This window comes from Klebsiella sp. 141251 (genome assembly GCF_050600725.1).
GTDB lineage: Bacteria > Pseudomonadota > Gammaproteobacteria > Enterobacterales > Enterobacteriaceae > Klebsiella > Klebsiella aerogenes.
In genome coordinates this window covers 26,637-51,703 of sequence record NZ_JAQIRG010000010.1, presented here as the reverse complement: position 1 = coordinate 51,703, position 25,067 = coordinate 26,637, and the positions used below count along the sequence as shown (strand labels likewise).

21 protein-coding genes are annotated in these 25,067 nt (G+C 54.6%); 13 read left to right on the top strand and 8 right to left on the bottom strand.

Annotated elements, in window-relative coordinates; genetic code table 11:
- Window positions 1-113: 113 nt before the first annotated feature.
- Both clcA and erpA read left to right on the top strand, forming a co-directional pair.
- A complete protein-coding gene (gene clcA, locus PGR09_RS20410; protein WP_072251481.1) occupies window positions 114-1,532 on the top strand; it encodes a H(+)/Cl(-) exchange transporter ClcA in 1,419 nt (472 codons plus the stop codon).
- An 81-nt stretch (window positions 1,533-1,613) separates the two neighbouring features.
- Window positions 1,614-1,958, top strand: coding sequence for an iron-sulfur cluster insertion protein ErpA (gene erpA, locus PGR09_RS20405; protein WP_008807363.1), 345 nt, complete (start codon window positions 1,614-1,616; stop codon window positions 1,956-1,958).
- 78 nt (window positions 1,959-2,036) lie between these two features.
- Here the strand turns inward: erpA and PGR09_RS20400 are convergent, their stop codons facing one another.
- The 3 genes from PGR09_RS20400 to mtnN are packed head-to-tail and all read right to left on the bottom strand — an operon-like array spanning window position 2,037 to window position 4,189.
- The gene (locus tag PGR09_RS20400; RefSeq protein ID WP_032709911.1) at window positions 2,037-2,663 is read right to left on the bottom strand and encodes a TRIC cation channel family protein; all 627 of its coding nucleotides are present in this window, start codon (window positions 2,661-2,663) and stop codon (window positions 2,037-2,039) included.
- Window positions 2,664-2,697: 34 nt separating this feature from the next.
- Window positions 2,698-3,498: a vitamin B12 ABC transporter substrate-binding protein BtuF gene (btuF, locus tag PGR09_RS20395; RefSeq protein WP_049061679.1), complete on the bottom strand. Its 801-nt coding sequence runs from the start codon at window positions 3,496-3,498 to the stop codon at window positions 2,698-2,700.
- A complete protein-coding gene (mtnN, locus tag PGR09_RS20390; protein ID WP_015704439.1) occupies window positions 3,491-4,189 on the bottom strand; it encodes a 5'-methylthioadenosine/S-adenosylhomocysteine nucleosidase in 699 nt (232 codons plus the stop codon). Before mtnN ends, btuF begins: the two co-directional genes overlap by 8 nt.
- A gap of 83 nt (window positions 4,190-4,272) precedes the next feature.
- On the opposite strand from mtnN, the gene dgt reads away from it, so the two are divergent.
- The 3 genes from dgt to PGR09_RS20375 all read left to right on the top strand — a co-directional run bounded on the left by dgt (window position 4,273) and on the right by PGR09_RS20375 (window position 8,695).
- The gene (gene dgt / locus PGR09_RS20385) at window positions 4,273-5,787 is read left to right on the top strand and encodes a dGTPase (RefSeq protein WP_047065185.1); all 1,515 of its coding nucleotides are present in this window, start codon (window positions 4,273-4,275) and stop codon (window positions 5,785-5,787) included.
- Between the two features lie 141 nt (window positions 5,788-5,928).
- Window positions 5,929-7,362 (top strand): serine endoprotease DegP, encoded by a 1,434-nt coding sequence (gene degP, locus PGR09_RS20380; protein ID WP_045390127.1) that lies wholly within the window; start codon window positions 5,929-5,931, stop codon window positions 7,360-7,362.
- A 175-nt stretch (window positions 7,363-7,537) separates the two neighbouring features.
- A complete protein-coding gene (locus tag PGR09_RS20375; protein WP_045390129.1) occupies window positions 7,538-8,695 on the top strand; it encodes a CdaR family transcriptional regulator in 1,158 nt (385 codons plus the stop codon).
- Between the two features lie 37 nt (window positions 8,696-8,732).
- On the opposite strand, the gene PGR09_RS20370 is transcribed toward PGR09_RS20375, so the two are convergent.
- The 5 genes from PGR09_RS20370 to map all read right to left on the bottom strand — a co-directional run bounded on the left by PGR09_RS20370 (window position 8,733) and on the right by map (window position 16,783).
- Window positions 8,733-11,720 carry a putative mucin/carbohydrate-binding domain-containing protein gene (locus tag PGR09_RS20370; RefSeq protein ID WP_430916466.1) on the bottom strand — a complete coding sequence of 996 codons (2,988 nt, stop codon included), beginning with the start codon at window positions 11,718-11,720 and terminating at the stop codon, window positions 8,733-8,735.
- Window positions 11,721-11,917: 197 nt separating this feature from the next.
- Window positions 11,918-12,304, bottom strand: a complete 387-nt coding sequence (locus tag PGR09_RS20365) for a DUF3461 family protein (RefSeq protein WP_015368173.1) — start codon at window positions 12,302-12,304, stop codon at window positions 11,918-11,920.
- Window positions 12,305-12,411: 107 nt separating this feature from the next.
- Window positions 12,412-13,236: a 2,3,4,5-tetrahydropyridine-2,6-dicarboxylate N-succinyltransferase gene (gene dapD / locus PGR09_RS20360; protein WP_015368172.1), complete on the bottom strand. Its 825-nt coding sequence runs from the start codon at window positions 13,234-13,236 to the stop codon at window positions 12,412-12,414.
- Window positions 13,237-13,267: 31 nt separating this feature from the next.
- A complete protein-coding gene (gene glnD, locus PGR09_RS20355) occupies window positions 13,268-15,931 on the bottom strand; it encodes a bifunctional uridylyltransferase/uridylyl-removing protein GlnD (protein ID WP_047046984.1) in 2,664 nt (887 codons plus the stop codon).
- 57 nt (window positions 15,932-15,988) lie between these two features.
- Window positions 15,989-16,783 carry a type I methionyl aminopeptidase gene (gene map, locus PGR09_RS20350; RefSeq protein ID WP_045390135.1) on the bottom strand — a complete coding sequence of 265 codons (795 nt, stop codon included), beginning with the start codon at window positions 16,781-16,783 and terminating at the stop codon, window positions 15,989-15,991.
- A 322-nt stretch (window positions 16,784-17,105) separates the two neighbouring features.
- Here map and rpsB point away from each other — a divergent pair, with 322 nt between their 5' ends.
- From rpsB to rseP, 8 genes are all read left to right on the top strand, one after another.
- Window positions 17,106-17,831: a 30S ribosomal protein S2 gene (rpsB, locus tag PGR09_RS20345; RefSeq protein ID WP_004858107.1), complete on the top strand. Its 726-nt coding sequence runs from the start codon at window positions 17,106-17,108 to the stop codon at window positions 17,829-17,831.
- Window positions 17,832-17,950: 119 nt separating this feature from the next.
- Window positions 17,951-18,802, top strand: coding sequence for a translation elongation factor Ts (gene tsf, locus PGR09_RS20340; protein ID WP_015368168.1), 852 nt, complete (start codon window positions 17,951-17,953; stop codon window positions 18,800-18,802).
- A 150-nt stretch (window positions 18,803-18,952) separates the two neighbouring features.
- On the top strand, window positions 18,953-19,678 hold the full coding sequence (gene pyrH, locus PGR09_RS20335) for a UMP kinase (protein WP_004098747.1): 726 nt from the start codon (window positions 18,953-18,955) through the stop codon (window positions 19,676-19,678).
- 150 nt (window positions 19,679-19,828) lie between these two features.
- The gene (frr, locus tag PGR09_RS20330) at window positions 19,829-20,386 is read left to right on the top strand and encodes a ribosome recycling factor (RefSeq protein WP_015368165.1); all 558 of its coding nucleotides are present in this window, start codon (window positions 19,829-19,831) and stop codon (window positions 20,384-20,386) included.
- 229 nt (window positions 20,387-20,615) lie between these two features.
- On the top strand, window positions 20,616-21,800 hold the full coding sequence (ispC, locus tag PGR09_RS20325; protein WP_045390136.1) for a 1-deoxy-D-xylulose-5-phosphate reductoisomerase: 1,185 nt from the start codon (window positions 20,616-20,618) through the stop codon (window positions 21,798-21,800).
- Between the two features lie 266 nt (window positions 21,801-22,066).
- Entirely contained in the window at window positions 22,067-22,828 is a 762-nt protein-coding gene (ispU, locus tag PGR09_RS20320; protein WP_045390181.1) for a (2E,6E)-farnesyl-diphosphate-specific ditrans,polycis-undecaprenyl-diphosphate synthase, read from the top strand.
- Between the two features lie 12 nt (window positions 22,829-22,840).
- Window positions 22,841-23,698, top strand: coding sequence for a phosphatidate cytidylyltransferase (gene cdsA / locus PGR09_RS20315; RefSeq protein WP_430916465.1), 858 nt, complete (start codon window positions 22,841-22,843; stop codon window positions 23,696-23,698).
- Window positions 23,699-23,709: 11 nt separating this feature from the next.
- Window positions 23,710-25,062: a sigma E protease regulator RseP gene (gene rseP / locus PGR09_RS20310; protein ID WP_045390141.1), complete on the top strand. Its 1,353-nt coding sequence runs from the start codon at window positions 23,710-23,712 to the stop codon at window positions 25,060-25,062.
- The last annotated feature ends 5 nt before the right edge of the window (window positions 25,063-25,067 follow it).

Here is a 25,067-nt window from a genome sequence, read left to right as displayed (position 1 = left end):
AGTTTTGCCCAATTGAAACATTAAGCAGACGAAACAATTTTTTGACGACGCGCGGCGCGGAGGCGGCTAGAATGCCTCTCTTCTCATTTGTATTACCAATAAATGATAATGGCATGAAATCAGAAACTCCCTCTTTTGAAGCACATCAGTTTGTTCGCGTGCGCCGTAGCGATGCGGTCCGCCGGTTAATTCAACGCGATAAAACGCCGCTGGCGGTATTGTTGATGGCGGCGGTGGTCGGCACGCTGGCCGGGCTGGTGGGCGTGGCGTTTGAAAAGAGCGTGAACTGGGTACAGAACCAACGTATCGGGGCGCTGGTGCAGGTGGCGGACCACTGGTACCTCGTCTGGCCGCTGGCCTTCATCCTGTCGGCGCTGCTGGCGATGGTCGGCTATTTTCTGGTGCGCCGCTTTGCGCCGGAAGCCGGCGGTTCCGGGATCCCGGAAATCGAAGGCGCGCTGGAAGAGCTGCGTCCGGTACGCTGGTGGCGCGTGCTGCCGGTAAAATTCATCGGCGGCATGGGGACGCTGGGCGCCGGGATGGTGCTGGGGCGCGAAGGGCCGATGGTACAGCTTGGCGGTAATATCGGGCGCATGGTGGTGGATGTGTTTCGTCTGCGTAGCCCGGAAGCGCGGCATACGCTGTTAGCCACCGGTGCGGCATCGGGCCTCTCCGCGGCCTTCAACGCGCCGCTGGCGGGCATTCTGTTTATCATCGAAGAGATGCGCCCGCAGTTCCGCTACAACCTGATTTCGATTAAAGCCGTGTTTACCGGCGTGATCATGTCGAGCATCGTGTTCCGTATTTTTAACGGCGAAGGGGCGATTATCGAAGTCGGCAAGCTGAGCAATGCGCCGGTGAATACCCTGTGGTTGTACCTGGTGCTGGGCATGATTTTCGGCTGTTTCGGGCCATTGTTTAATACCCTGGTGCTGCGGACGCAGGATATGTTCCAGCGCCTCCACGGCGGCAATATCAAAAAATGGGTGTTGATTGGCGGGCTTATCGGCGGGCTGTGCGGCCTGCTGGGTCTGATGCAGCCGACCGCGGTGGGCGGCGGTTTTAACCTTATCCCGATCGCCGCTGCCGGCAACTTCTCGGTTGGGCTGCTGCTGTTCATTTTTATTGCCCGCGTCATCACCACGCTGCTGTGCTTCTCTTCCGGCGCGCCGGGGGGGATTTTTGCTCCGATGCTGGCGCTCGGCACGCTGCTGGGGACGGCATTCGGCATGGCTGCCATTCCGCTGTTTCCATCCTATCATCTGGATGCCGGCACTTTCGCTATCGCCGGGATGGGGGCGCTGCTGGCGGCTTCGGTGCGCGCGCCGCTCACCGGGATTGTACTGGTGCTGGAGATGACCGATAACTATCAGCTCATTTTGCCAATGATTATTACCTGCCTTGGGGCAACACTATTGGCGCAGTTCCTCGGCGGTAAACCTTTGTATTCAACCATTCTGCAGCGTACCCTGGCAAAACAGAAGGCCGAAGAGGCGGCGAAAGCGCAGCAGGTACCCCGGGAGAATACTTGAACGATTTACCAGGGTATTAGATAATGGCTCAAAAGGTCCGGTTATTCTTTAATCGGCCGGAAGTATCAATGGGAGCAAAAAATGAGTGATGACGTAGCGTTGCCGCTGGAGTTCACCGAAGCCGCAGCGAACAAAGTAAAACATCTGATTGCGGATGAAGACAATCCGAACCTGAAACTGCGCGTGTACATCACCGGCGGCGGTTGCAGCGGTTTCCAGTATGGCTTCACCTTTGACGATCAGGTTAACGAAGGCGATATGACCATCGAGAAACAGGGCGTCGGCCTGGTGGTTGACCCAATGAGCCTGCAGTATCTGGTTGGCGGCGCCGTCGATTATACCGAAGGCCTGGAAGGGTCGCGTTTCATCGTGACTAACCCGAACGCGAAAAGCACCTGCGGCTGCGGCTCCTCGTTCAGCGTTTAACGCAAGCGACTCCAGCCCTCTCCCACAAAGAGAGCGGCAAACACGAAAAACGGTAACCTCAGGGTTACCGTTTTGCTTTTATGACCGTCCGTTATCATCCAACGCAAAGGTCGGCAGCTTCAGGTGCCAGCGAATCGCCGCCAGGCGTATCCCCAGCGTCACCACCATGCCTAACATCGCCGAGTTTTCCAGCGACAACTGAAAGGTGTAGTGCGCCGTTGCGTGCACGATACCGCCGACAATGCAGGCGGTGGCGTAGATTTCGGTGCGCAGAATCATCGGTACTTCTCGCGCCAGCACGTCGCGGATAATCCCGCCGCCGACGCCGGTGACCACGCCCATGCAAATAGCCACCAGCGGGCCGGTATGGGCAATAAAGGCTTTATTCACGCCGATGCCGACAAACACCGCCAGGCCGACGGCATCCAGTACCGGCAGTACCCATTTCGGCATGCGCCGCGGTTGGCGGACCAGCAGAATCGTTAACATACTGGTGACCATCGCCACGACCAGATCGGTAGGGTCCTTAACCCAGAACACAGGGCCGTTGGCCAGCGCCATATCGCGAATCGTCCCGCCGCCCACGGCGGTCACTACGCCTAATACCAGCACGCCGAAAGGGTCCATGCGTAATTTCCCCGCCAGCAATACGCCGGAGATAGCAAATACGGCTGTGCCAATAATATCCAGCCAATAGACAAGCATCGTCAGTTCCCGCTAAAAGCCTGCTGCCAGGCGGTTATTTTACCTGCTCAAGCGCAGTACAGAGTTGTTTTGCGGCAAGGATAATACGTGGGCCCGCGCGTTCAAACCAGTCGCTATGTAAGGCGATGAGCGAAATTGTGAGCTGATTTTGCCAATAGCGGTCCACGGCGGGAATTTTATCCGGATCGCCGGTGATGACGATTGCCTGCGGATGCCGTGACAGCACCTGTTCGCGGCTAACCTGCGGCCAGGGAACGCGGCTGGCGGCAAAAATATTCTCTCCGCCGCACAGGCGCAATACTTGATTCTGGATCGAGGCGCTGTTGCTGGTGAACAGCGGGTTGGCGCCAAACTGCAGAAATACGCGTTTTTTCGGCGCGTTGGCATAGCGGGATTTTAGCGCCTCGTAATCGTCTTGCATCTTCCGGGCAGCCTGCCGGGCTGTTTCCGGCTGCGGGCTCCACGGCGCAAGCATCTGCAAAGCATGGATGATTTGCTCAATCGAACCGGTTTCAACCCAGATAACCTTGATTCCCAGCGAGCTGAGCTGATTGACCTGGCGTTCGGCATTGCCGCCGCGCCACGCCAGTACCAGATCGGGTTTCAGGGCGACGATACGTTCAAGGTTCATTCCCTGCCAGCTGGCGACTTGTTCGATTTTAGCCGCGGCGGGAGGGTAATCGGAATAACTGCTGACGCCGACCGGCGTAATGCCGGCAGCAAAGGCCAATTCAGTGTTGGCCGGGGAGAGCGTCACCACCCGCGGCGCGGCGAAAAGCCACGCCGGGGCGAGCAACAGCAGGGCGGTTAACGCCTTCTGTAACGACTTAGCCACGCGCCAGGTTCTGCACCAGATTTTCCACCATCAGGGTGGACTGCTTAGCGGCGACGGCGAGGAACTCGTCGAAGCTGAGATGCGACTGCTGGTCAGCGACGTCAGAGATTGCGCGCACCACCACAAAAGGAATGCTGAAGTTATGGCAGACGTGGGCGATGGCGGTGGCTTCCATTTCTACGGCAACGGCCTGCGGGAAGTTGTGGCGGATTTTCGCCAGTCCTACCGAGCCGTTGATGAAAGCGTCGCCGCTGACGATCAGCCCGCGAACGGCGTTAAGATTCAGCGCTTTGATGCAGGTTTCCGCCGCGGCAATCAGTTTGTCGTCAGCTTTGAAACCGGCCGGACAGCCCGGCAGTTGGCCGTATTCGTAGCCAAACGCGGTGACGTCGGCATCGTGGTAGCGCGCTTCGTCAGAGACCACGATGTCGCCGACTTTCAGCGTCGGCGCCAGTCCGCCGGCGGAACCGGTATTGATAATCACATCCGGCTTGCAGCGCTCCAGCAACAGGGTGGCGCCCATGGCGGCGGCCACTTTACCAATGCCGGATTTCAGCAGAGCAACCTCGGTACCGTGAAGTTGGCCGGTATAGATTTCGCTACCGCCGATAGAGATAGTCTGGCGGTTCTCGATTTTGTCGCGCAGAAGGGTAACTTCTTCTTCCATGGCGCCAATAATGCCAATTTTCATAGATTTACTCGCGATGTGTCAGGATTAGCTGCATAGTCTATCATGCGCTTAAGGGGAAGCGTATTGCTCGCGCGGGAGAGGCTATGGCAAATATTGATTTTCGCAACAAGATTCACTGGCGTCGGCGCTACCGTTCGCCGCAGGGGGTAGAGACGGAACGCGAGATCCTGCGGGTGTTTGAAAGCGATCGCGGGCGCATTATCAATTCACCGGCCATCCGCCGCCTGCAGCAAAAAACCCAGGTCTTTCCACTTGAGCGCAACGCGGCGGTCCGCACCCGGCTCACCCATTCGCTCGAAGTCCAGCAGGTCGGGCGCTACATCGCCAAAGAGGTGTTAAGCCGCCTGAAGGAGCAAAAGCTGCTGGAACGCTACGGACTGGATGAACTGAGCGGCCCGTTTGAAAGCGTCGTGGAGATGGCCTGCCTGATGCACGATATCGGCAATCCGCCATTTGGCCATTTTGGCGAAGCGGCAATTAACGATTGGTTCAGCAAACGGCTGGCGCCGAAAGATGCCGCCAGCCAGCCGTTAAGTCAGGATCGCTGCCAGGTTGACGCGCTGCGTCTGCACGATGGCGAAGGGTTGCTCAACGAACTGCGGCGTAAAGTGCGTCAGGATTTGTGCTGCTTTGAAGGCAATGCGCAGGGGATCCGTCTGGTGCACACGCTGATGCGTATGAACCTGACCTGGACCCAGGTCGGCTGCATTCTGAAATATACGCGACCGGCGTGGTGGCGGGGAGATACGCCAGCCAGCCATAGCTATTTAATGAAAAAGCCTGGTTATTATTTAGCCGAAGAAGAGTATATCGCGCGGCTGCGTAAAGAATTGGATCTGGCGCCTTACAATCGCTTTCCATTAACGTGGATTATGGAAGCTGCCGATGATATCTCATATTGCGTTGCTGACCTCGAAGATGCGGTAGAAAAACGGATATTCAGCGCGGAACAATTGTATCAGCATCTGTATGACGCATGGGGTGCTCATGAAAAAGGATCGTTGTTCGCTCAAGTCGTAGAAAATGCCTGGGAGAAATCGCGCGCTAATTCACTCAGCCGCAGCACTGAAGATCAGTTCTTTATGTATTTACGGGTCAATACGCTGAATAAACTGGTGCCTTATGCGGCGCATCGATTTATCGAAAACTTACCGGCCATTTTTAGCGGCGACTTTAATCACGCGCTGTTAGAGGATGATAGCGATTGTAGTCAGCTACTTGAACTTTATAAAAACGTCGCCATAAAACAGGTGTTTAGCCATCCTGATGTTGAACAGCTGGAATTACAGGGTTACCGCGTTATCAGCGGGCTGCTTGATATCTACGAGCCGCTACTGAAATTATCGCTGGAGGAGTTCAGCCAATTGGTGGAACAAGAGCGGGTACGCAGTTTACCTATTGCCTCGAGGTTGTTCCAGAAACTCTCGACCCGACATCGGTTGGCCTATGTGGAGGCGGTAAATAAGCTTTCGCGCGATACCGAAGAATATCCCGTGCTGGAGTATTATTACCGCTGTCGATTGATTCAGGACTATATCAGCGGAATGACGGATTTGTATGCGTGGGATGAATATCGCCGTCTGATGGCGGTGGAATAAGTCTGAGTTTTGTAAAGACGGACAATAAATTTTTACTTTTACCGAAACTTAACTCTGGAACTTCGCGCTATAAAATGACTCTGAGAGTGCGTACACAGCAACTTTTTCGTTATCCGAAATTTGAAATTGAGATTGAAACCTATGAAAAAAACCACGTTAGCAATGAGTGCTCTGGCTCTGAGTTTAGGTCTGGCGTTGTCCCCGCTCTCTGCGAGCGCGGCTGAAACGGCTTCCTCGGCGACCACTGCGCAGCAGATGCCGAGCCTGGCGCCGATGCTGGAAAAAGTGATGCCGTCGGTGGTGAGCATCAACGTTGAAGGCAGCACGACTGTTAACACGCCGCGGATGCCGCGTAACTTCCAGCAGTTCTTCGGTGACAACTCGCCGTTCTGCCAGGACGGTTCGCCATTCCAGAGCTCCCCATTCTGTCAGGGCGGCGGCCAGGGCGCGCCTGGCGATAATGCGCAGCAGCAGAAATTTATGGCGCTCGGGTCCGGGGTCATCATTGATGCGGCCAAAGGCTACGTAGTGACCAACAACCACGTGGTCGATAATGCCACCACGATTAAAGTTCAACTGAGCGATGGTCGTAAGTTTGACGCGAAAGTAGTAGGTAAAGATCCGCGCTCCGATATCGCGCTGATTCAAATCCAGGATCCGAAAAACCTGACGGCGATTAAGCTTGCCGACTCTGACGCGCTGCGCGTCGGCGACTACACCGTGGCGATCGGTAACCCGTTCGGCCTCGGCGAAACCGTGACTTCCGGTATCGTCTCCGCATTGGGCCGCAGCGGCCTGAACGTGGAAAACTATGAAAACTTTATCCAGACCGATGCGGCTATTAACCGCGGTAACTCCGGCGGCGCGCTGGTGAATCTCAACGGTGAGTTGATCGGTATCAACACCGCGATCCTTGCTCCGGACGGCGGCAACATCGGTATCGGTTTTGCTATTCCGAGCAACATGGTGAAAAACCTGACCGAGCAGATGGTCAAGTTTGGCCAGGTGAAACGCGGTGAACTGGGGATCATGGGTACCGAGCTGAACTCCGAGCTGGCGAAGGCGATGAAAGTCGATGCCCAGCGTGGCGCGTTCGTAAGCCAGGTGATGCCGGGCTCGGCGGCGGCGAAAGCGGGTATTAAAGCCGGCGACGTGATTACTACCCTCAACGGTAAGGCGATCAGCAGCTTTGCGGCGCTGCGTGCGCAGGTTGGTACGATGCCTATCGGCAGCAAAGTCGAGCTGGGACTGCTGCGCGACGGCAAGCCGGTTAACGTTACCGTTGAACTACAGCAGAGCAACCAGAACCAGGTTGACTCCAGCAGCATCTTTAACGGTATTGAAGGCGCGGAAATGAGCAATAAAGGCCAGGATAAAGGCGTCGTGGTGAGCAACGTGAAAGCGGGCACCCCGGCGGCGCAAATTGGTCTGAAGAAAGGCGACATTATTGTCGGCGCTAACCAGCAGCCGGTGAAAAACATCGCCGACCTGCGCAAAATCTTCGACGCGAAACCGTCCGTGCTGGCGCTGAATATTCAGCGTGGTGATACTTCTATCTATCTGCTGATGCAGTAACTGATACTAGCGTGAATGCCCCTTTCCCGGTAAGGGAAGGGGGCTTTTTTATTCTGCCCGTCGGTTCTGTGATTCCCGCCACAACTCCATACTTCTTTGTCATGCTTTGTGCATATGCACAGTGCGTCCTCTTCGTCACTCTTTTATGCTGATGCCCTGCTCAGGGGAGGGGTTTATGGCTGGCTGGCATCTTGATACCAAAATGGCGCAGGATATCGTGGCGCGTACGATGCGCATCATTGATACCAATATTAACGTAATGGATGCCCGCGGGCGCATTATCGGCAGCGGCGATCGTGAGCGTATTGGTGAATTGCACGAAGGCGCGCTGCTGGTGCTGTCGCAGGGACGGGTGGTTGATATCGATGATGCGGTTGCTCGCCATCTGCACGGCGTGCGCCAGGGGATCAACCTGCCGCTGCGTCTCGAAGGGGAAATCGTCGGCGTAATCGGGTTAACCGGCGAGCCCGAATCGCTGCGCAAGTACGGTGAGCTGGTATGTATGACCGCGGAGATGATGCTCGAACAGTCGCGGCTGATGCATTTGCTGGCCCAGGATAGCCGCCTGCGTGAAGAACTGGTTATGAACCTGATTCAGGCGGAAGAGAATACCCCGGCGCTGAACGAATGGGCGCAGCGACTGGGTATCGATCTCAATCAACCGCGGGTGGTGGCGATGATTGAGGTCGATAGCGGTCAGCTCGGCGTCGATAGCGCGATGGCGGAGCTGCAGCAGCTGCAGACGGCGCTGACCACGCCGGATCGCAACAACTTGGTGGCGATTGTCTCGTTGACCGAAATGGTGGTGCTGAAACCGGCGTTAAACGCCTTTGGCCGCTGGGATGCCGACGACCACTGCAGACGCGTTGAGCAACTGATTGCCCGTATGAAAGAGAATGGCCAACTGCAGTTCCGCGTTGCATTAGGCAATTTCTTCACCGGCCCCGGCAGTATTGCGCGTTCTTACCGGACCGCGCGTACGACAATGATGGTTGGTAAGCAGCGGATGCCGGAGAGCCGCTGCTATTTTTATCAGGATCTGATGCTGCCTGTGCTGCTGGATAGTCTACGGGGCGGCTGGCAGGCTAACGAGCTGGCGCGCCCGCTGACGCGGCTAAAGGCGATGGATAACAATGGTCTGCTACGGCGTACTCTGCAGGCGTGGTTTCGCCATAACGTGCAGCCGCTGGCGACCTCAAAGGCGTTGTTTATTCATCGTAATACGCTGGAGTATCGGCTCAATCGGATTTCGGAACTGACCGGGTTAGACCTCGGTAGTTTTGACGACCGCTTGTTGCTGTACATTGCGCTGCAACTGGATGAGCAACGCTAAAACTCCCGCCGCAGGCGGCGGGAGAGGAAATGGCGGGCTACAGGCGCTGTAGTCCGCGAGCGGTCACTTGCCAGGTAACGGTATTGGGCTGGTGCCAGCTATTGCCATTGAGCGGATTAATAATGACGGAGCGATTCCCCGCTTCGGCATGGAAGACTTCAATGGTATAGCCCTCATCCAGGATAGCGGTATCAATATAGTCGCCAAGCTGCGACGATCCTTTAATCGACTGGCGATACACCACCGAACCACGCGTATTGTAGATATTGACCGTGGCGTAAGTGGTTGTGAAGTGCTTGTTCGGCACCACTGGACTCGCGGTAAAGGTCAACGCGCCGCTGCCAATATCCATCTCCATCGCGGCAAAGCAAACATCACCATCGCCAAGCAGTTGCCAGCTGAAGCTATCGCCATACAGTGCGGTGGCATCCTGAGTGTCCTCTTCTGTATCAGCGGCTTCCTCATCCGGTTCATCAAGCGCGAGCGCAAAGGCTTCGAGGCCCGTTTTCACCACGCGCCAGCGGTTGTGCTGCTTAAGGGGAACGGCTTTTTGGCTCGTGCCATTCGTGGCGCTGGAGCGGAATGGTTCATCATGGAAAATATCGATGATCATTCCCTCTGCGAGGGCGATAGTTTCACTGTTTGCCAGATTACTGGTGGCGCCGGCGTAGCTGCGTTGATAAACAACCGTATCGTCCGCGCCGGTAACCATAATGCTGGCGTAGGTATGGGAGGTGTAATACGAGTGCGGCGTGCCGGCGCGCGTGGCGACGGTCATCGCACGTTGTTGATTATCAATAACGATCTGGCAAAACTCGTTATTGCCCTGACCGCGGAGATTGAGGGTTACGCTCTTGCCCGTCAACTCCCCCGGATCGCTATTATCCTGAGGCAGGACATCGGCATAGGTTTTCCGCAAGCTGCTGCGTTGGGGTTCTTCAATATGGGGGAGCATCAGCCAGAGGTCGTTTTTACAGACGCACTCTTTCTGCGCGAGCAGCGAGGGTTGGTTACGGATCGCCTGAGCGTTATGCTCGAAAATAGCCTGTAAATCAGCCGCCGGATTATTATTGAGGATAAAGTTATACACGCCATTATCATCAATGCGTATCAGCTGGTATTTCTCGCGAGCGACTAACGTTAAATATCCGAGAGAGGCTTTCAGCCGTCCAGGCTCCACGTGAGTGATGTATAGGTGATAGTGGGGGCTGAATGGAATAACCACTTTTCCGGTAGCGCAATTGGTACCGGTCATTTTGCGTTCAAATACTTTTTCCCCACTGGCGGAAAGTACGTTTACTGCGGCATACAACGCGCCTGGGTAGTAGCTGTGCGGCGTGGCGCTGGTGACATTAAGAATAAGCTGCTGATTTTCGTAGTCGATATCAAGGCGCGCGAAAGGCGCATCATTTAGCCCTAAAAAGGTGATGGTCACGTTACGTTCGCTGGTATCGTTTTGCCGGATGTAGTTGACGCTAATCTTATTGGCGCCTTCTTTAACGGTGATATAGCTGATATCCGGACGGTATTTTTGTGAACGACCTTTAGGCAGTACGAGCTGGTATACACCCATTGGCATGTTATTCAGGACAAAAGTGTCACCATCAACAATCAGTGAATAATGCGTACCGCAATTATCCTGAATAGTCAGCGTTTGTCCGTAAATTTGTTGCAGCTGGTCGATATTCAACGTCAGGGTCAGGTTACCCGTTTTGTTCAATTTCGCCAGTTCGCTGTTATCCACCAGCCAGAAGAAGGAATCCAGCCCTAACTGCTGGCGCGCGCTGTCCCATTCGCTTTGTGGCAGAAAGCGATACAGTGGATAGAGCGGTTTTGTCGTCAGCGAGACGATATTTTCCCGGGTGGCATGTTTCAGCGTTAAGCCGCAGAGCTCGATAAACGGCGTGACATCATATCCAGCGGTAGCGGCAATAGCGGTTGCCAGCATATCGGCAAGCTGATGATCGGTCGGCTGGAAGCCCTCGCTATTGGCGAGTTGGCGATAATTCTGGTTAAAGACGCGGAAGGATGCGACACCAGCTTTCAATAACATCAGCATCAGGAATTGCAGGCGCGAACGCAGGCTCCAACTGGTGACCGGCGTCTTATCGGTAATATAGTTAACCAACTGCGCTTCCTGCGCGGCCAGCTTGCCATAGTTGTACAGCCAGCCATCGGTATACAGATGATTATCCTGACCCAGCGTGAGCTGCTGATAGAAAGAGGCGTAAATGTTGTTCCACACTTCGCTGACCGACAGCGTGGAGTCCTGCATAAATTTCCCCTGATAGCCGTGGCCAATTTCATGCAGGATAACCCACTGCGTGGCAACGTTATCCAGCCAGCCTTCGCCAACCGTGGCGGCAGTTTGCGCGCACCAGGTGCTATTGTAATAAGCTGATCCGACGCCATGTTTATCCGGCCGTAGAAAATAACGGTTTGCAACATTCTGATTCCATTGCGAATCTGAATTATCGCTTAATCCGGCCCAATCGTTATAGCAGGTGAAAAGGTGGTTATAAAAACGGTGTAATGACGCTAATCCCGCTTTCATCGCATTGTCGCGGTCGGCATAAGGCAGCAGCAGGTTGATAACATCCAGATCCACCAGTGCGAACGACGATTTATTATTCTCCCAGTCGAGGAAAAACGTTTCTTCAGACTGTCCTGATTTCCAGCAGGGGAGCGGTTTCGTCGCCGCAGGTTGTTGGTAAATCACGGAGAACTCGCAGGGGCTGTCGGTAAACAACGTATCGACAAACGGCACAGAATCGACGGTGGTGCTAATCGTTGTCCAGGAGGTGGTCAGAGCGCTGGTTTTCTCCAGAGCGCTATCATCACACATCAGGCGCAGGGTCGAGATGCCGTTACTGAGGTCCGTTTGCCGAATTTTCAGCACCGTGTTGGCGGGCAGAATAAAGCCAAGCGCCTGACGATCGTGTTTTCGTCCTTTTTCAAAGCCTGCGTTATCCAGCCAGGTTGCGGATTGCAGGGTATAACATTTTTGTTCAATTTCCTGTGTCATAGAGCTATCTCCTTTTTCGCGGAAACTGAACATAAACGAAATAAAATAGTAAGTAATTCATATGGATAGGGTTGTGATGTGAAATGATATCAGTGAGGGATAACTGAGGTTTGCTGATGGCGAAGATGATCTATGGCTGAGGAAATAGAGGTTGGGGCAGGGGAAGAGGGCCAGTAGCTGGCCCGTAGCAGTCTGGGTTATTTACGCGTCAGTTTTTCCAGATCGGCTTCAATTTCGCTGATCTTATTGGTGACAACGCTTTCCAGATGGCGTAAATCGTCAAGGATCTTACGCTTGAGGTCGATTTCGGTACGGTCGCGCTGGCAGAGCTGGTCCAGCTCGTCGATCACATAGCGCAGGTTTGGGCTTATCTCCTGCACTTCTTTGTAACCCTGACCGACGCCGTCGGCGACCACGGTTTTACGCTGGCGTGGGTATTTAAACTTCACGCTTTTGGCGAAGAACTCGCCCTTATCTTTCTGGAAATAGATCTTCAGGATGTCGTTGTTAGCTTCCTGGCGCAGGCTATAGCGATCGATTTCATCAGGATTGGTAATGCCAAGACTCTTCAGATTATCGTACATAACGGTACCTTTGATATCATCATAACCATTGAATAATTAACGAAAAAATCCATCTTCGCCAGCGTCAGATATAAAAAAAGCGGGATATCTCCCGCTTTTTGTTCTGCTTAGTCGATGGTACGCAGCAGTTCGTTGATGCCGACCTTACCGCGGGTCTTCGCATCAACCTTTTTCACGATCACCGCACAGTACAGGCTGTATTTGCCATCTTTCGACGGCAGGTTGCCGGAAACGACAACCGAGCCCGCCGGCACGCGGCCGTAATGGACTTCGCCGGTTTCGCGATCGTAAATTTTGGTGCTCTGGCCGATGTACACGCCCATGGAGATCACCGCGCCTTCTTCAACGATAACGCCTTCAACGATTTCAGAGCGCGCGCCGATGAAGCAGTTATCTTCGATGATGGTCGGGTTAGCCTGCAGCGGTTCGAGAACGCCGCCGATGCCGACGCCGCCGGACAGGTGAACGTTTTTACCGATCTGCGCGCAAGAACCGACGGTGGCCCAGGTATCAACCATGGTGCCTTCATCAACGTAAGCGCCGATGTTGACGTAGGACGGCATCAGCACGGTATTGCGCGCGATGAACGCGCCCTGGCGAACGGCCGCCGGCGGCACTACGCGGAAGCCTTCTTTCTGGAAGCGCGCTTCGTCGTAGTCGGCGAATTTCATCGGAACTTTATCGAAGTAGCGGCTTTCCGCACCATCGATAACCTGGTTATCGTTAATACGGAAAGAGAGCAGTACCGCTTTCTTCAGCCATTGATGCGTCACCCATTGACCATCGATCTTCTCAGCGACGCGCAGCGCGCCGGAATCCAGCAGGGCAATAACCTGGTTCACCGCTTCGCGGGTGACGGTATCCACATTTGCCGGCGTGATGTCGGCGCGACGCTCAAAGGCGGACTCAATAACGTTCTGTAACTGCTGCATTGTTTCTTTCCATTCACTTAAAAAAAATACGTTACCCTTTATCGTTTGGATTGAGGGCCTCTGTCAACCGTTGTTGCACTTCTTGTTGCAGCTCATTATTAAGGGCACGCCGGTCGGCGGTGGCGATTATAAATAAATCTTCTACTCGCTCACCAATTGTCGTAATTCGCGCTCCGTGAAGCGATATTCCGAGGTCGGCGAACACCTGACCAACGCGGGCGAGCAGCCCCGGCTGATCGAGCGCAATGAGCTCAAGAAATGATTTCCGGTCGGTGTGGGTCGGCAGGAAATTCACCTCAGTAGCGACAGAAAAGTGACGCAGTTTCGCCGCCTGACGACGCGGGGCCGGCGGCTCCCAGCTGCGCTGCGTTATCGTCTGCTCCAGACCGTGGCGAATCGCCTCGTGGCGATCGGCGGAAAGCGGGCTGCCGTCGGGTTCAAGGACGATAAAGGTATCCATCGCCATGCCGTCGCGGGTAGTAAATATCTGCGCATCATGAACGCTGAGGTTGCGGCGGTCCAGTTCGCCGCAGACGGCGGCGAACAGGTAAGGGCGGTCCGGGCTCCAGATGAAGATCTCGGTGCCGCCGCGGGTGGCCCGCGAACTCAGCAGGATCATCGGCTTACTGAGATCGTGCTTCAGCAGGTTGCGGGCGTGCCAGGCGAGCTGATTCGGCGTATGCCGCACAAAGTAGTTAGCCCGGCAGCGGTTCCAGATCTGATGCAGCGCCTCTTCATTGATATTGTCCATGCGCAACAGCGCCAGCGCCTGCAGCTGATGGTGGCGTACGCGTTCGCGCATATCTGGCGTGCTCTGCATACCGCGACGCAGCTGTTTTTCGGTGGCGAAATAGAGCTCGCGTAGCAGGCTTTGCTTCCAGCTATTCCACAGCGTTTCGTTGGTGGCGCAGATATCGGCGACGGTCAGGCATACCAGATAGCGCAGGCGATTTTCCGTCTGTACCTCTTCGGCGAACTGTTTAATTACCTCCGGGTCCTGAATGTCGCGGCGCTGGGCGGTTACCGACATCAATAGATGCTGGCGTACCAGCCAGGCGACCAGCTGCGTCTCCCGCGAATTGAGCCCGTGGAGCTCGGCGAATTTCAGCACGTCTTCGGCGCCGAGAATCGAATGGTCGCCGCCGCGGCCTTTAGCGATATCGTGAAACAGGGCGGCGATGAGGATAAGTTCAGGATGGGCCAGCCGCGGCCACAGCTCAACGCACAGCGGATGGCGGCTGCGGGTCTCTTCTTTCGCGAAGCTTTCCAGTTTTAACAAGACGCGTATGGTGTGTTCGTCGACGGTATAGGCGTGAAACAGGTCGAACTGCATCTGACCGACAATATGCGACCACTGCGGCATATAGGCCCACAGCACGCTGTGGCGATGCATCGGCAGCAGACCACGACTCACCGCGCCCTGATGACGGAGCATGCTGAGGAAGAGGGTTCGTGCCTCCGGGATATAGCACAGCGGCTGCGTCAGGTGGCGGCGCGCGTGGCGCAGGTGGCGCAGGGTGGTGGAGTAAATACCGGTGATGCTGCTGTTACGCACCATGATAAAGAACATCCGCAGAATCGCCTGCGGCTCGCGAATAAACAGGGTGTCGTCGCGCAGGTCTATCAGAGTACCGCGCAGTTGGAAATCATCATCAATAGGCCGCGGCTTTTCATTCTCGGTGAGAGCGAGGATCGCCTCATCAAACAGCTGCAGCAGCATATTGTTGAGTTCGCTTACCCGACGGGTAACGCGGAAGAAATCCTTCATCATATGTTCGATCGGCTGATTGCCTTCGCCTTCATAGCCGAGGCGATGGGCGACATTCAGCTGACGATCGAAAAGCAGGCGGTTATCGTAGCGATTCACTTCAAGATGCAGGGCAAAACGGATGCGCCAGAGCTGGTGCAGGCACTCGTTAAGCTCGTTGCGCTCGGCTTCGGTGAGGAAGCCGAAACCGACCATTTCATCAAGCGAGGTTGCGCCGAAGTGGCGGCGAGCCACCCACTGCAGGGTATGTATATCGCGCAGGCCGCCGGGGCTGCTTTTGACGTCCGGCTCCAGGTTGTAACTGGTGCCGTGGTAGCGCTGGTGGCGGACATTCTGCTCTTCAACCTTGGCGGCGAAGAACTTCTCCGACGGCCAGAAGCCGTCGCTAAAAATATGTTTTTGCAGTTCAAGGAACAGCGCGACGTCGCCGATCAGCAGGCGGGATTCGATTAAGTTGGTGGCGACGGTGAGATCCGAAAGCCCTTCTAGCAGACACTCTTCGAGGGTGCGCACGCTATGGCCCACCTCCAGCTTGACGTCCCACAATAGCGTCAGCAGTTCGCCGACCTTTTGCGCCTGCTCGTCCGGCAGCTTTTTACGGCTCAGAATCAGCAGGTCGACGTCGGAGAGCGGGTGCAGCTCGCCGCGCCCATAGCCGCCGACGGCTACCAGCGCCATATCGCTCTGCGCGCCAAAACCGTAGTCGACCCACAGCCGCTGCAGCAACTGGTCGATAAACTCGGTGCGCGCCGCTATCAGTCGTTCCGCGGCGATACCGCGATCGAAAGCCTCGCCCAGCCAGCGTTGGAAGGTATCGAGATGCGTCTTGATGGCGGCACAGTTAAGATCGCCCTGCGGCCAGCTCACGGGATGTTCCGGCGGGATGGGCAGAAGAGGGGAGGCTGTGTCAGGTAAAGAGTTGCTCATCGCGTCACCATAAGAAAAAACTATCTAATAAAAAAGCCGGCGGGCGCCGGCTTTTCATTATGCTTCGTGCGAGATTATCGCCGGGATGGTGTCATCCTTGCGTAGCGTCAGAATTTCGCAGCCGTTATCAGTTACCACAATAGTATGCTCATACTGCGCAGACAAGCTACGGTCTTTGGTTTTCACCGTCCAGCCGTCCTTCATGCTGCGGATCTCTTTCTTACCGGCGTTGACCATCGGTTCGATAGTGAAGGTCATACCCGGCTTGAGCACCACGTCGGTTTCCGGCGAATCATAGTGCAGTACCTGTGGTTCCTCGTGGAAGCCGCGGCCGATACCGTGGCCACAGTATTCACGTACTACGGAAAAACCTTCCGCTTCGACGAATTTCTGGATCGCCGCGCCGATCGCACGCAGGTTAATCCCCGGCTTGACCATCTTCAGCGCCAGATAGAGGCTTTCCTGGGTGATGCGGCACAGGCGCTCGCCGAGGATAGTCGGTTTGCCGACGATGAACATTTTTGAGGTATCGCCGTGGAATTCATCTTTAATCACGGTCACGTCGATATTGACGATGTCGCCGTCTTTCAGCAGTTTGCCGTCATCCGGGATGCCGTGGCACACCACTTCATTAATAGAGATACAGACCGATTTCGGGAAGCCGTGATAGCCGAGGCAGGCGGAGACCGCTTTCTGTTCATTAACAATGTAGTCGTTGCAGATGCGATCCAGTTCGCCGGTGCTGACGCCCGGTTTAACGTAGGGTTCGATCATTTCCAGCACTTCGGCGGCCAGGCGGCCGGCAACGCGCATTTTTTCGATGTCTTCAGATGTCTTGATAGAGATAGCCATGGAATATGTCCAGCAGTGTCGATTTTTTCGACAATAATAGATTAAGTCCTGTCAATGGTAACAGTCCGGGTACGCTGGTGCCAAATTGAGAATCATTAACAGCACGCGACGTCAACAAGAGTTGGTGTCTGGCCAGGTTTTGTGGTATAAAGCGCGCCGGACTTCCGTTCCATCTCAGATACACAAGGATGGACGTAAGCGACATACTCATATTGTGTAAATAACACACACGTATCGGCACATATTCCGGGGTGCCCTTTGGGGTCGGTAATATGGGATACGTGGAGGCATAACCCCAATTTAATCTATAGAGGTTTTAAACATGGCAACTGTTTCCATGCGCGACATGCTCAAGGCTGGTGTTCACTTCGGTCACCAGACCCGTTACTGGAACCCGAAAATGAAGCCTTTCATCTTCGGCGCGCGTAACAAAGTTCACATCATCAACCTTGAGAAAACTGTACCGATGTTCAACGAAGCTCTGGCTGAGCTGAACAAAATCTCTGCCCGTAAAGGCAAGATCCTGTTCGTTGGTACTAAGCGCGCTGCAAGCGAAGCGGTAAAAGAAGCTGCTAACAGCTGCGACCAGTTCTTCGTGAACCATCGCTGGCTGGGCGGTATGCTGACTAACTGGAAAACCGTTCGTCAGTCCATCAAACGTCTGAAAGACCTGGAAACTCAGTCCCAGGACGGTACTTTCGAGAAGCTGACCAAGAAAGAAGCGCTGATGCGCACTCGTGAGCTGGACAAGCTGGAAAACAGCCTGGGCGGTATCAAAGACATGGGCGGCCTGCCGGACGCACTGTTCGTTATCGACGCTGACCACGAGCACATCGCTATCAAAGAAGCAAACAACCTGGGTATCCCGGTATTTGCTATCGTTGATACCAACTCTGATCCGGACGGCGTAGACTTCGTTATCCCGGGTAACGACGATGCAATCCGCGCAGTTAGCCTGTACCTGGGCGCTGTTGCTGCTACCGTTCGTGAAGGTCGCTCTCAGGACCTGGCTTCTCAGGCGGAAGAAAGCTTCGTAGAAGCTGAATAATAAGGTTTAAGCCCTTATTAGTACCGTGTATGAATAGGGGCCAATTTTAGGCCCCTTTTTTCAATTTATGCTGTTTGGCCGCAGGCCGGGCAGTTTCCACATCTCCCGAGGATTTTAGAATGGCTGAAATTACCGCTTCCCTGGTAAAAGAGCTGCGCGAACGTACTGGCGCAGGCATGATGGATTGCAAAAAAGCACTGACTGAAGCTAATGGCGACATCGAGCTGGCAATCGAAAACATGCGTAAATCCGGCGCGATCAAAGCGGCGAAAAAAGCAGGCAACGTTGCTGCTGACGGCGTGATCAAAACCAAAATCGACGGCAACTACGGTTACATCCTGGAAGTTAACTGCCAGACTGACTTCGTTGCTAAAGATGGTGGTTTCCAGGCATTTGCTGACAAAGTACTGGACGCCGCTGTTGCTGGTAAAATCTCCGACGTTGAAGTTCTGAAAGCGCAGTTCGAAGAAGAACGTGTTGCCCTGGTTGCTAAAATCGGCGAGAACATCAACATCCGTCGTATCGCTATCCTGGAAGGCGACGTTCTGGGCAGCTACCAGCACGGTGCTCGCATCGGCGTTCTGGTTGCCGCTAAAGGCGCTGACGAAGAGCTGGTTAAGCAGCTGGCAATGCACGTTGCTGCAAGCAAGCCGGAATTCGTTAAGCCGGAAGACGTTTCTGCTGAAGTAGTAGAAAAAGAGTACCAGGTTCAGCTGGACATCGCGATGCAGTCCGGTAAGCCGAAAGAAATCGCAGAGAAAATGGTTGAAGGCCGCATGAAGAAATTCACCGGCGAAGTTTCTCTGACTGGTCAGCCTTTCGTTATGGAACCGAGCAAATCTGTTGGTCAGCTGCTGAAAGAGCACAACGCCGACGTTACTGGCTTCATCCGCTTTGAAGTGGGCGAAGGCATTGAGAAAGTTGAGACTGACTTTGCAGCAGAAGTTGCTGCGATGTCCAAGCAGTCTTAATTTTTTAAAAAAGGAGCCGCCTGAGGGCGGCTTCTTTTTGCGCCTCTCTTGTAAAATCAGCCAATCGCTTATAGTGACTGCGCTGAACGATGACATACAATGTCGTCAGAATTAACTCATCTCAATCGTTGACAGTCTCAGGAAAGAAACATGGCTACCAATGCAAAACCCGTCTACAAACGTATTCTGCTGAAGTTAAGTGGCGAAGCTCTGCAGGGTTCAGAAGGCTTCGGTATTGATGCAAGCATACTTGACCGTATGGCTCAGGAAATCAAAGAACTGGTTGAACTGGGTATTCAGGTTGGCGTAGTGATTGGTGGCGGTAACCTGTTCCGTGGTGCTGGTCTGGCGAAAGCGGGTATGAACCGCGTTGTGGGCGACCACATGGGCATGCTGGCAACGGTCATGAACGGCCTGGCAATGCGTGATGCGCTCCATCGCGCCTATGTGAACGCTCGCCTGATGTCCGCAATCCCGCTGAACGGCGTGTGCGACAACTACAGCTGGGCGGAGGCGATTAGCCTGCTGCGTAACAATCGCGTGGTGATCCTCTCCGCGGGTACCGGCAACCCATTCTTTACCACCGACTCCGCAGCCTGCCTGCGCGGTATTGAAATCGAAGCCGACGTGGTACTGAAAGCGACCAAGGTTGACGGTGTGTTTACCGCTGACCCGGCGAAAGATCCTTCCGCTACCATGTACGATCAGCTCACCTACAGCGAAGTGCTGGATAAAGAGCTGAAAGTGATGGATCTTGCCGCCTTTACCCTGGCGCGCGACCACAAACTGCCGATTCGCGTATTTAACATGAACAAGCCAGGCGCGCTGCGTCGCGTGGTCATGGGCGAAAAAGAAGGCACGTTGATTACGGAATAATTCCCGTCGGCGCTAATTCCGGGTAATATTCCGCTTTACTTTAGCGGGGAAGTTGCCCGGTTAATAGAATTAATCCGGACTATACTTAGCTCACTTTTGCAGTGGGCGACCGTGTGGTCTGTCTGAGACAAGTTTTCAAGGATTCGTAACGTGATTAGCGATATCAGAAAAGATGCTGAAGTACGCATGGAAAAATGCGTAGAAGCATTCAAAAACCAAATCAGCAAAATTCGCACGGGCCGTGCTTCTCCAAGCCTGCTGGATGGCATCATCGTGGAATACTACGGCACGCCGACCCCGCTGCGCCAGCTGGCAAGCGTTACGGTAGAAGATTCCCGTACGCTGAAAATCAACGTCTTCGACCGCTCCATGAGCCCGGCCGTTGAAAAAGCGATTATGGCGTCTGACCTGGGTCTGAACCCGAGCTCTGCGGGTAGCGATATCCGCGTTCCGCTGCCGCCGCTGACTGAAGAACGTCGTAAAGATCTGACTAAGATCGTGCGTGGCGAAGCTGAGCAGGCGCGTGTTGCCGTGCGTAACGTTCGTCGTGACGCGAACGACAAAGTTAAAGCTCTGCTCAAAGAGAAAGAGATCAGCGAAGATGACGATCGCCGTTCTCAGGACGACGTGCAGAAAATGACTGACGCCGCCATTAAGAAAGTTGATGCGGCGCTGGCTGAGAAAGAAGCGGAACTGATGCAGTTCTGATTTTCTGCCGCTACGCAGGCCCGGGGCATTCGGGGCTGCGTAAAGTCTGAAACGCCGTACAGAAGACCGTACGCTCAATATTTGGGATTGCGTTAAAATAGCAGGCCTTGTAGCCTTCCGGTTTATACCGAAGGTCATTCGCCGCCGTTTTAGCCCCGAGAATTGATGCGTAAAGGGCTTGCTGGCGGCGTTTTGCTTTTTATCCTGTCACAATTCTTCTGGACGTCTCATGAAGCAATTAACCGTTCTCGGTTCGACCGGTTCAATCGGCTGCAGCACGCTGGACGTGGTGCGCCATAATCCCGAAAGCTTTTCCGTCGCCGCGCTGGTCGCGGGGAAAAATGTCGACCGTATGGTTGAACAATGTCTGGAATTTTCCCCCCGATTCGCGGTGATGGATGACGCGCAAAGCGCTGAGCGTTTACGTACGCTGCTGCGCGAACAGGGCTGCCGCACGGAAGTGCTGAGCGGCAAGCAGGCGGCGGCCGACGTCGCGGCGCTGGATGAGGTCGATCAGGTGATGGCGGCCATCGTTGGCGCGGCAGGCCTGGCGCCGACGCTGGCGGCAATTCGCGCCGGCAAAACGGTATTGCTGGCGAACAAAGAGTCTCTGGTGACCTGCGGCCGCCTGTTTATGGATGCGGTTCAGCAGTATGGCGCTCGCCTGTTGCCGGTTGATAGCGAACATAACGCTATTTTTCAGAGTATGCCGGAAACAATTCAAAATCATCTGGGATACGCTGACCTGACGCAGAACGGCGTCTCGTCGATTCTGCTGACCGGTTCCGGTGGTCCTTTCCGGGAAACGGCGATTTCAGAGCTGGCGGCAATGACGCCGGATCAGGCTTGCCGCCATCCGAACTGGTCAATGGGACGCAAAATTTCCGTTGATTCCGCCACGATGATGAATAAAGGGCTGGAGTATATCGAAGCCCGCTGGCTGTTTAATGCTTCTGCTCGGCAGATGGAAGTCATAATTCATCCGCAATCGGTGATTCACTCCATGGTTCGCTATCAAGACGGCAGCGTGCTGGCGCAATTGGGCGAGCCGGATATGCGCACGCCGATCGCCCATACCATGGGCTGGCCGCAGCGCCTGAACTCTGGCGTTAAACCGCTGGATTTCTGCCAGTTGAGCAACCTGAGCTTCTCGGCGCCGGATTACGATCGCTATCCGTGCCTCAAGCTGGCGATGGACGCTTTTGATGTCGGCCAGGCGGCGACGACGGCGTTGAATGCCGCTAACGAAGTCTCAGTGGCGGCGTTTCTGAATAGTGAAATCCGCTTTACCGATATTGCGGCGGTGAACCAGGCAGTGCTGGATAGTATGGCGCTCAATGAACCGCAAAGTATTGATGAAGTGGTTGCAATTGATGCCGAAGCGCGCGTCGCCGCACAGCGACAACTTCGATAACACATGGCGCAGGGGAGCCCCTACAACGCGTTGTGATATTTGTGGGCGCTGGGCTTCAGTGATATAGTCTGCGCCACCCGATCGTTGCATTTTGTTGTGAAAGATTACGGTGGCCGTGGCAAGACACGGCTTTTTTGCGTAAAGCTTTTGGTTGTTCTCTGCGATTGGCTGTAGCTCCGGCGCCGGATAAAAATGCGTATTCAGCGCTGCCCGGCGGCGTGTGTGATGTGGCTTAGCTAATCCTTATTATGGACTTAAAACGCGTTATGTTGTCTGCTAATCAAACTGTCAGCAAAATGTCGCCTGCACATGGTTGTCGCCATGTCGCCATTATCATGGACGGCAACGGTCGTTGGGCGAAACAACAAGGTAAAATTCGCGCCTTTGGCCATAAAGCTGGAGCGAAATCTGTTCGTCGCGCGGTCTCCTTCGCGGCGAATAATGGTATTGAAGCATTAACGCTTTACGCATTCAGTAGTGAAAACTGGAACCGTCCGGCGCAGGAAGTGAGCGCGCTGATGGAACTGTTTGTCTGGGCGCTGGATAGCGAAGTCAAAAGCCTGCATCGTCACAATGTCCGCCTGCGGATTATCGGCGAGACGACGCGCTTTAATGCCCGGCTGCAGGAGCGTATCCGTAAGGCGGAAGCGCTAACGGCAAACAATACCGGGTTAACGCTGAATATCGCCGCTAATTACGGCGGCCGCTGGGATATTGTCCAGGGCGCGCGTCAACTGGCCGAACAGGTACAAAACGGGTTGTTAAAACCTGAAGAGATCACGGAAGAGATGCTTAGCCAGCGGGTGTGTATGCATGAACTGGCTCCCGTTGATTTAGTTATTAGGACCGGGGGAGAGCACCGAATAAGTAACTTTTTGATTTGGCAAATTGCCTATGCCGAACTTTACTTTACGGATGTTCTTTGGCCCGATTTTGCTGAACAGGACTTTGAAGGTGCACTCCATGCATTCGTTAGTCGAGAGCGTCGTTTTGGCGGCACAGAAGAGCCGGGTGGCAGTCATGCCTGATGGGGGTCACTTTTGCTGAAGTATCGCCTGATTTCCGCTTTCGTTTTAATTCCCGTCGTTATTGCGGCGCTTTTTCTATTGCCGCCCGCGGGTTTTGCCATCGTCACCCTGGTCGTTTGTATGCTCGCCGCGTGGGAGTGGGGGCAATTAAGCGGTTTTACCTCAACGACGCAGCGCGTGTGGCTTGCGGTGCTTTGCGGCCTGCTGCTGGCGCTGATGCTCTTTATGTTGCCTGAATACCACTATGACGCGCATCAACCGATGGTTGAAGGATCGTTATGGGCCTCATTTGGCTGGTGGATTGTTGCGCTGTTGCTGGTGCTCTCTTATCCGGCCTCGGCGACGCTGTGGCGTCATTCCAAAGCGTTACGTCTGATCTTCGGCCTGCTGACTATCGTCCCGTTTTTCTGGGGCATGCTGGCGCTGCGCGCATGGCATTATGCCGATAACCACTACAGCGGCGCGGTGTGGCTACTGTACGTCATGATTCTGGTGTGGGGCGCGGATTCCGGCGCCTACATGTTTGGTAAAATGTTCGGTAAGCATAAGCTGGCGCCGAAGGTTTCTCCGGGTAAAACCTGGCAGGGTTTCTTCGGCGGCCTGTTGACGGCAGCTGTTATCTCCTGGGCTTATGGCGTGTGGGCTCATCTGGATGTCACCCCAACCGTGTTGCTGATCTGCTCGGTGGTGGCGGCGCTGGCTTCAGTGCTGGGTGATTTGACGGAAAGTATGTTTAAGCGTGAAGCCGGCATCAAGGATAGCGGGCATCTGATCCCTGGACATGGCGGTATTTTAGACCGTATCGACAGCCTGACGGCTGCGGTACCGGTGTTCGCTTGTCTGCTGTTGTTAGTCTTCAGGACGATTTGACGGAAGGTTTTATGCTGAGCGTTCTCTGGAATTTGGCCGCTTTTATTATTGCGCTTGGCGTACTGATCACCGTGCACGAGTTCGGCCATTTCTGGGTGGCTCGTCGCTGCGGCGTGCGCGTTGAACGATTCTCCATTGGTTTTGGTAAAGCGCTGTGGCGCCGCGTGGATAAGCAGGGGACCGAGTTTGTTATCGCGCTGATCCCGCTCGGCGGTTATGTGAAGATGCTCGACGAACGCGTCGAACCGGTGGCGCCGGAAATGCGTCACTACGCTTTCAATAATAAAACCGTCGGTCAGCGCGCGGCCATCATCGCCGCAGGCCCTATTGCCAACTTCATTTTTGCCATCTTTGCCTACTGGCTGGTGTTTATCATCGGCGTCCCTGGCGTGCGTCCGGTTGTTGATGAAATATCGCCCAATTCCATCGCTGCGCAAGCACAAATTGCAAAAGGAATGGAACTTAAAGCGATAGATGGCATCGAAACGCCTGATTGGGATGCAGTACGTATGGCGTTAGTCGCGAAGATTGGCGACCAACAAACAATACTTACCGTCGCCCCTTTCGGGACGAACCAACGTCAGGATAAAATCCTCGATCTGCGGCACTGGGCGTTTGAGCCGGATAAGCAAGATCCGGTGGCCTCGTTAGGCATCAAGCCGCGTAGCGCGCAGATTGATACCGCGCTGGCTGAGGTTCAATCTCAGTCGGCCGCGCAGAAAGCAGGTTTGCAAGCGGGAGACAGGATCGTTAAAGTCGATGGTCAACCGTTAACGCAGTGGATGACGTTTGTTAATCTGGTGCGTGATAATCCGGGCAAGGCGCTGGCTCTGGAGGTCGACAGACAAGGTACGCCGCTGTCGTTGACCCTGACTCCGGATACGAAGTCGGTGAAAGGCAAGGCTGAAGGGTTTGCAGGGGTAGTGCCAAAAGTTATCCCGCTGCCTGATGAATACAAGACAGTGCGTCAGTACGGGCCGTTTGCCGCCATCGCCGAAGCCACGGATAAAACCTGGCAACTGATGTCGTTAACGGTCAGGATGCTGGGCAAATTGATAACCGGTGATGTCAAACTGAACAACCTCAGTGGGCCGATTTCTATCGCTCAGGGGGCTGGAATGTCAGCGGAATTTGGGTTGATTTACTATCTGATGTTCCTTGCGCTGATTAGCGTGAACCTTGGAATAATCAACTTGTTCCCGTTACCCGTCCTCGACGGGGGGCATCTGCTGTTTTTGGCGATTGAAAAGCTGAAGGGCGGGCCGGTATCCGAGCGAGTTCAAGACTTTAGTTATCGCATTGGCTCAATACTGCTGGTGCTGTTAATGGGGCTTGCACTTTTCAATGATTTCTCTCGGTTGTAAGAGAG

Coding starts and splice junctions, on each gene's coding strand:
- degP (WP_045390127.1), top strand. CDS start 5,929: ATGAAAAAAACCACGTTAGCAATGAGTGCTCTGGCTCTGAGTTTAGGT.
- ispU (WP_045390181.1), top strand. CDS start 22,067: ATGTTGTCTGCTAATCAAACTGTCAGCAAAATGTCGCCTGCACATGGT.
- PGR09_RS20400 (WP_032709911.1), bottom strand. CDS start 2,663: ATGCTTGTCTATTGGCTGGATATTATTGGCACAGCCGTATTTGCTATC.
- erpA (WP_008807363.1), top strand. CDS start 1,614: ATGAGTGATGACGTAGCGTTGCCGCTGGAGTTCACCGAAGCCGCAGCG.
- glnD (WP_047046984.1), bottom strand. CDS start 15,931: ATGAGCAACTCTTTACCTGACACAGCCTCCCCTCTTCTGCCCATCCCG.
- PGR09_RS20365 (WP_015368173.1), bottom strand. CDS start 12,304: ATGTACGATAATCTGAAGAGTCTTGGCATTACCAATCCTGATGAAATC.
- pyrH (WP_004098747.1), top strand. CDS start 18,953: ATGGCTACCAATGCAAAACCCGTCTACAAACGTATTCTGCTGAAGTTA.
- rseP (WP_045390141.1), top strand. CDS start 23,710: ATGCTGAGCGTTCTCTGGAATTTGGCCGCTTTTATTATTGCGCTTGGC.
- rpsB (WP_004858107.1), top strand. CDS start 17,106: ATGGCAACTGTTTCCATGCGCGACATGCTCAAGGCTGGTGTTCACTTC.
- mtnN (WP_015704439.1), bottom strand. CDS start 4,189: ATGAAAATTGGCATTATTGGCGCCATGGAAGAAGAAGTTACCCTTCTG.
- dgt (WP_047065185.1), top strand. CDS start 4,273: ATGGCAAATATTGATTTTCGCAACAAGATTCACTGGCGTCGGCGCTAC.
- clcA (WP_072251481.1), top strand. CDS start 114: ATGAAATCAGAAACTCCCTCTTTTGAAGCACATCAGTTTGTTCGCGTG.
- ispC (WP_045390136.1), top strand. CDS start 20,616: ATGAAGCAATTAACCGTTCTCGGTTCGACCGGTTCAATCGGCTGCAGC.
- dapD (WP_015368172.1), bottom strand. CDS start 13,236: ATGCAGCAGTTACAGAACGTTATTGAGTCCGCCTTTGAGCGTCGCGCC.
- PGR09_RS20375 (WP_045390129.1), top strand. CDS start 7,538: ATGGCTGGCTGGCATCTTGATACCAAAATGGCGCAGGATATCGTGGCG.
- map (WP_045390135.1), bottom strand. CDS start 16,783: ATGGCTATCTCTATCAAGACATCTGAAGACATCGAAAAAATGCGCGTT.
- tsf (WP_015368168.1), top strand. CDS start 17,951: ATGGCTGAAATTACCGCTTCCCTGGTAAAAGAGCTGCGCGAACGTACT.
- PGR09_RS20370 (WP_430916466.1), bottom strand. CDS start 11,720: ATGACACAGGAAATTGAACAAAAATGTTATACCCTGCAATCCGCAACC.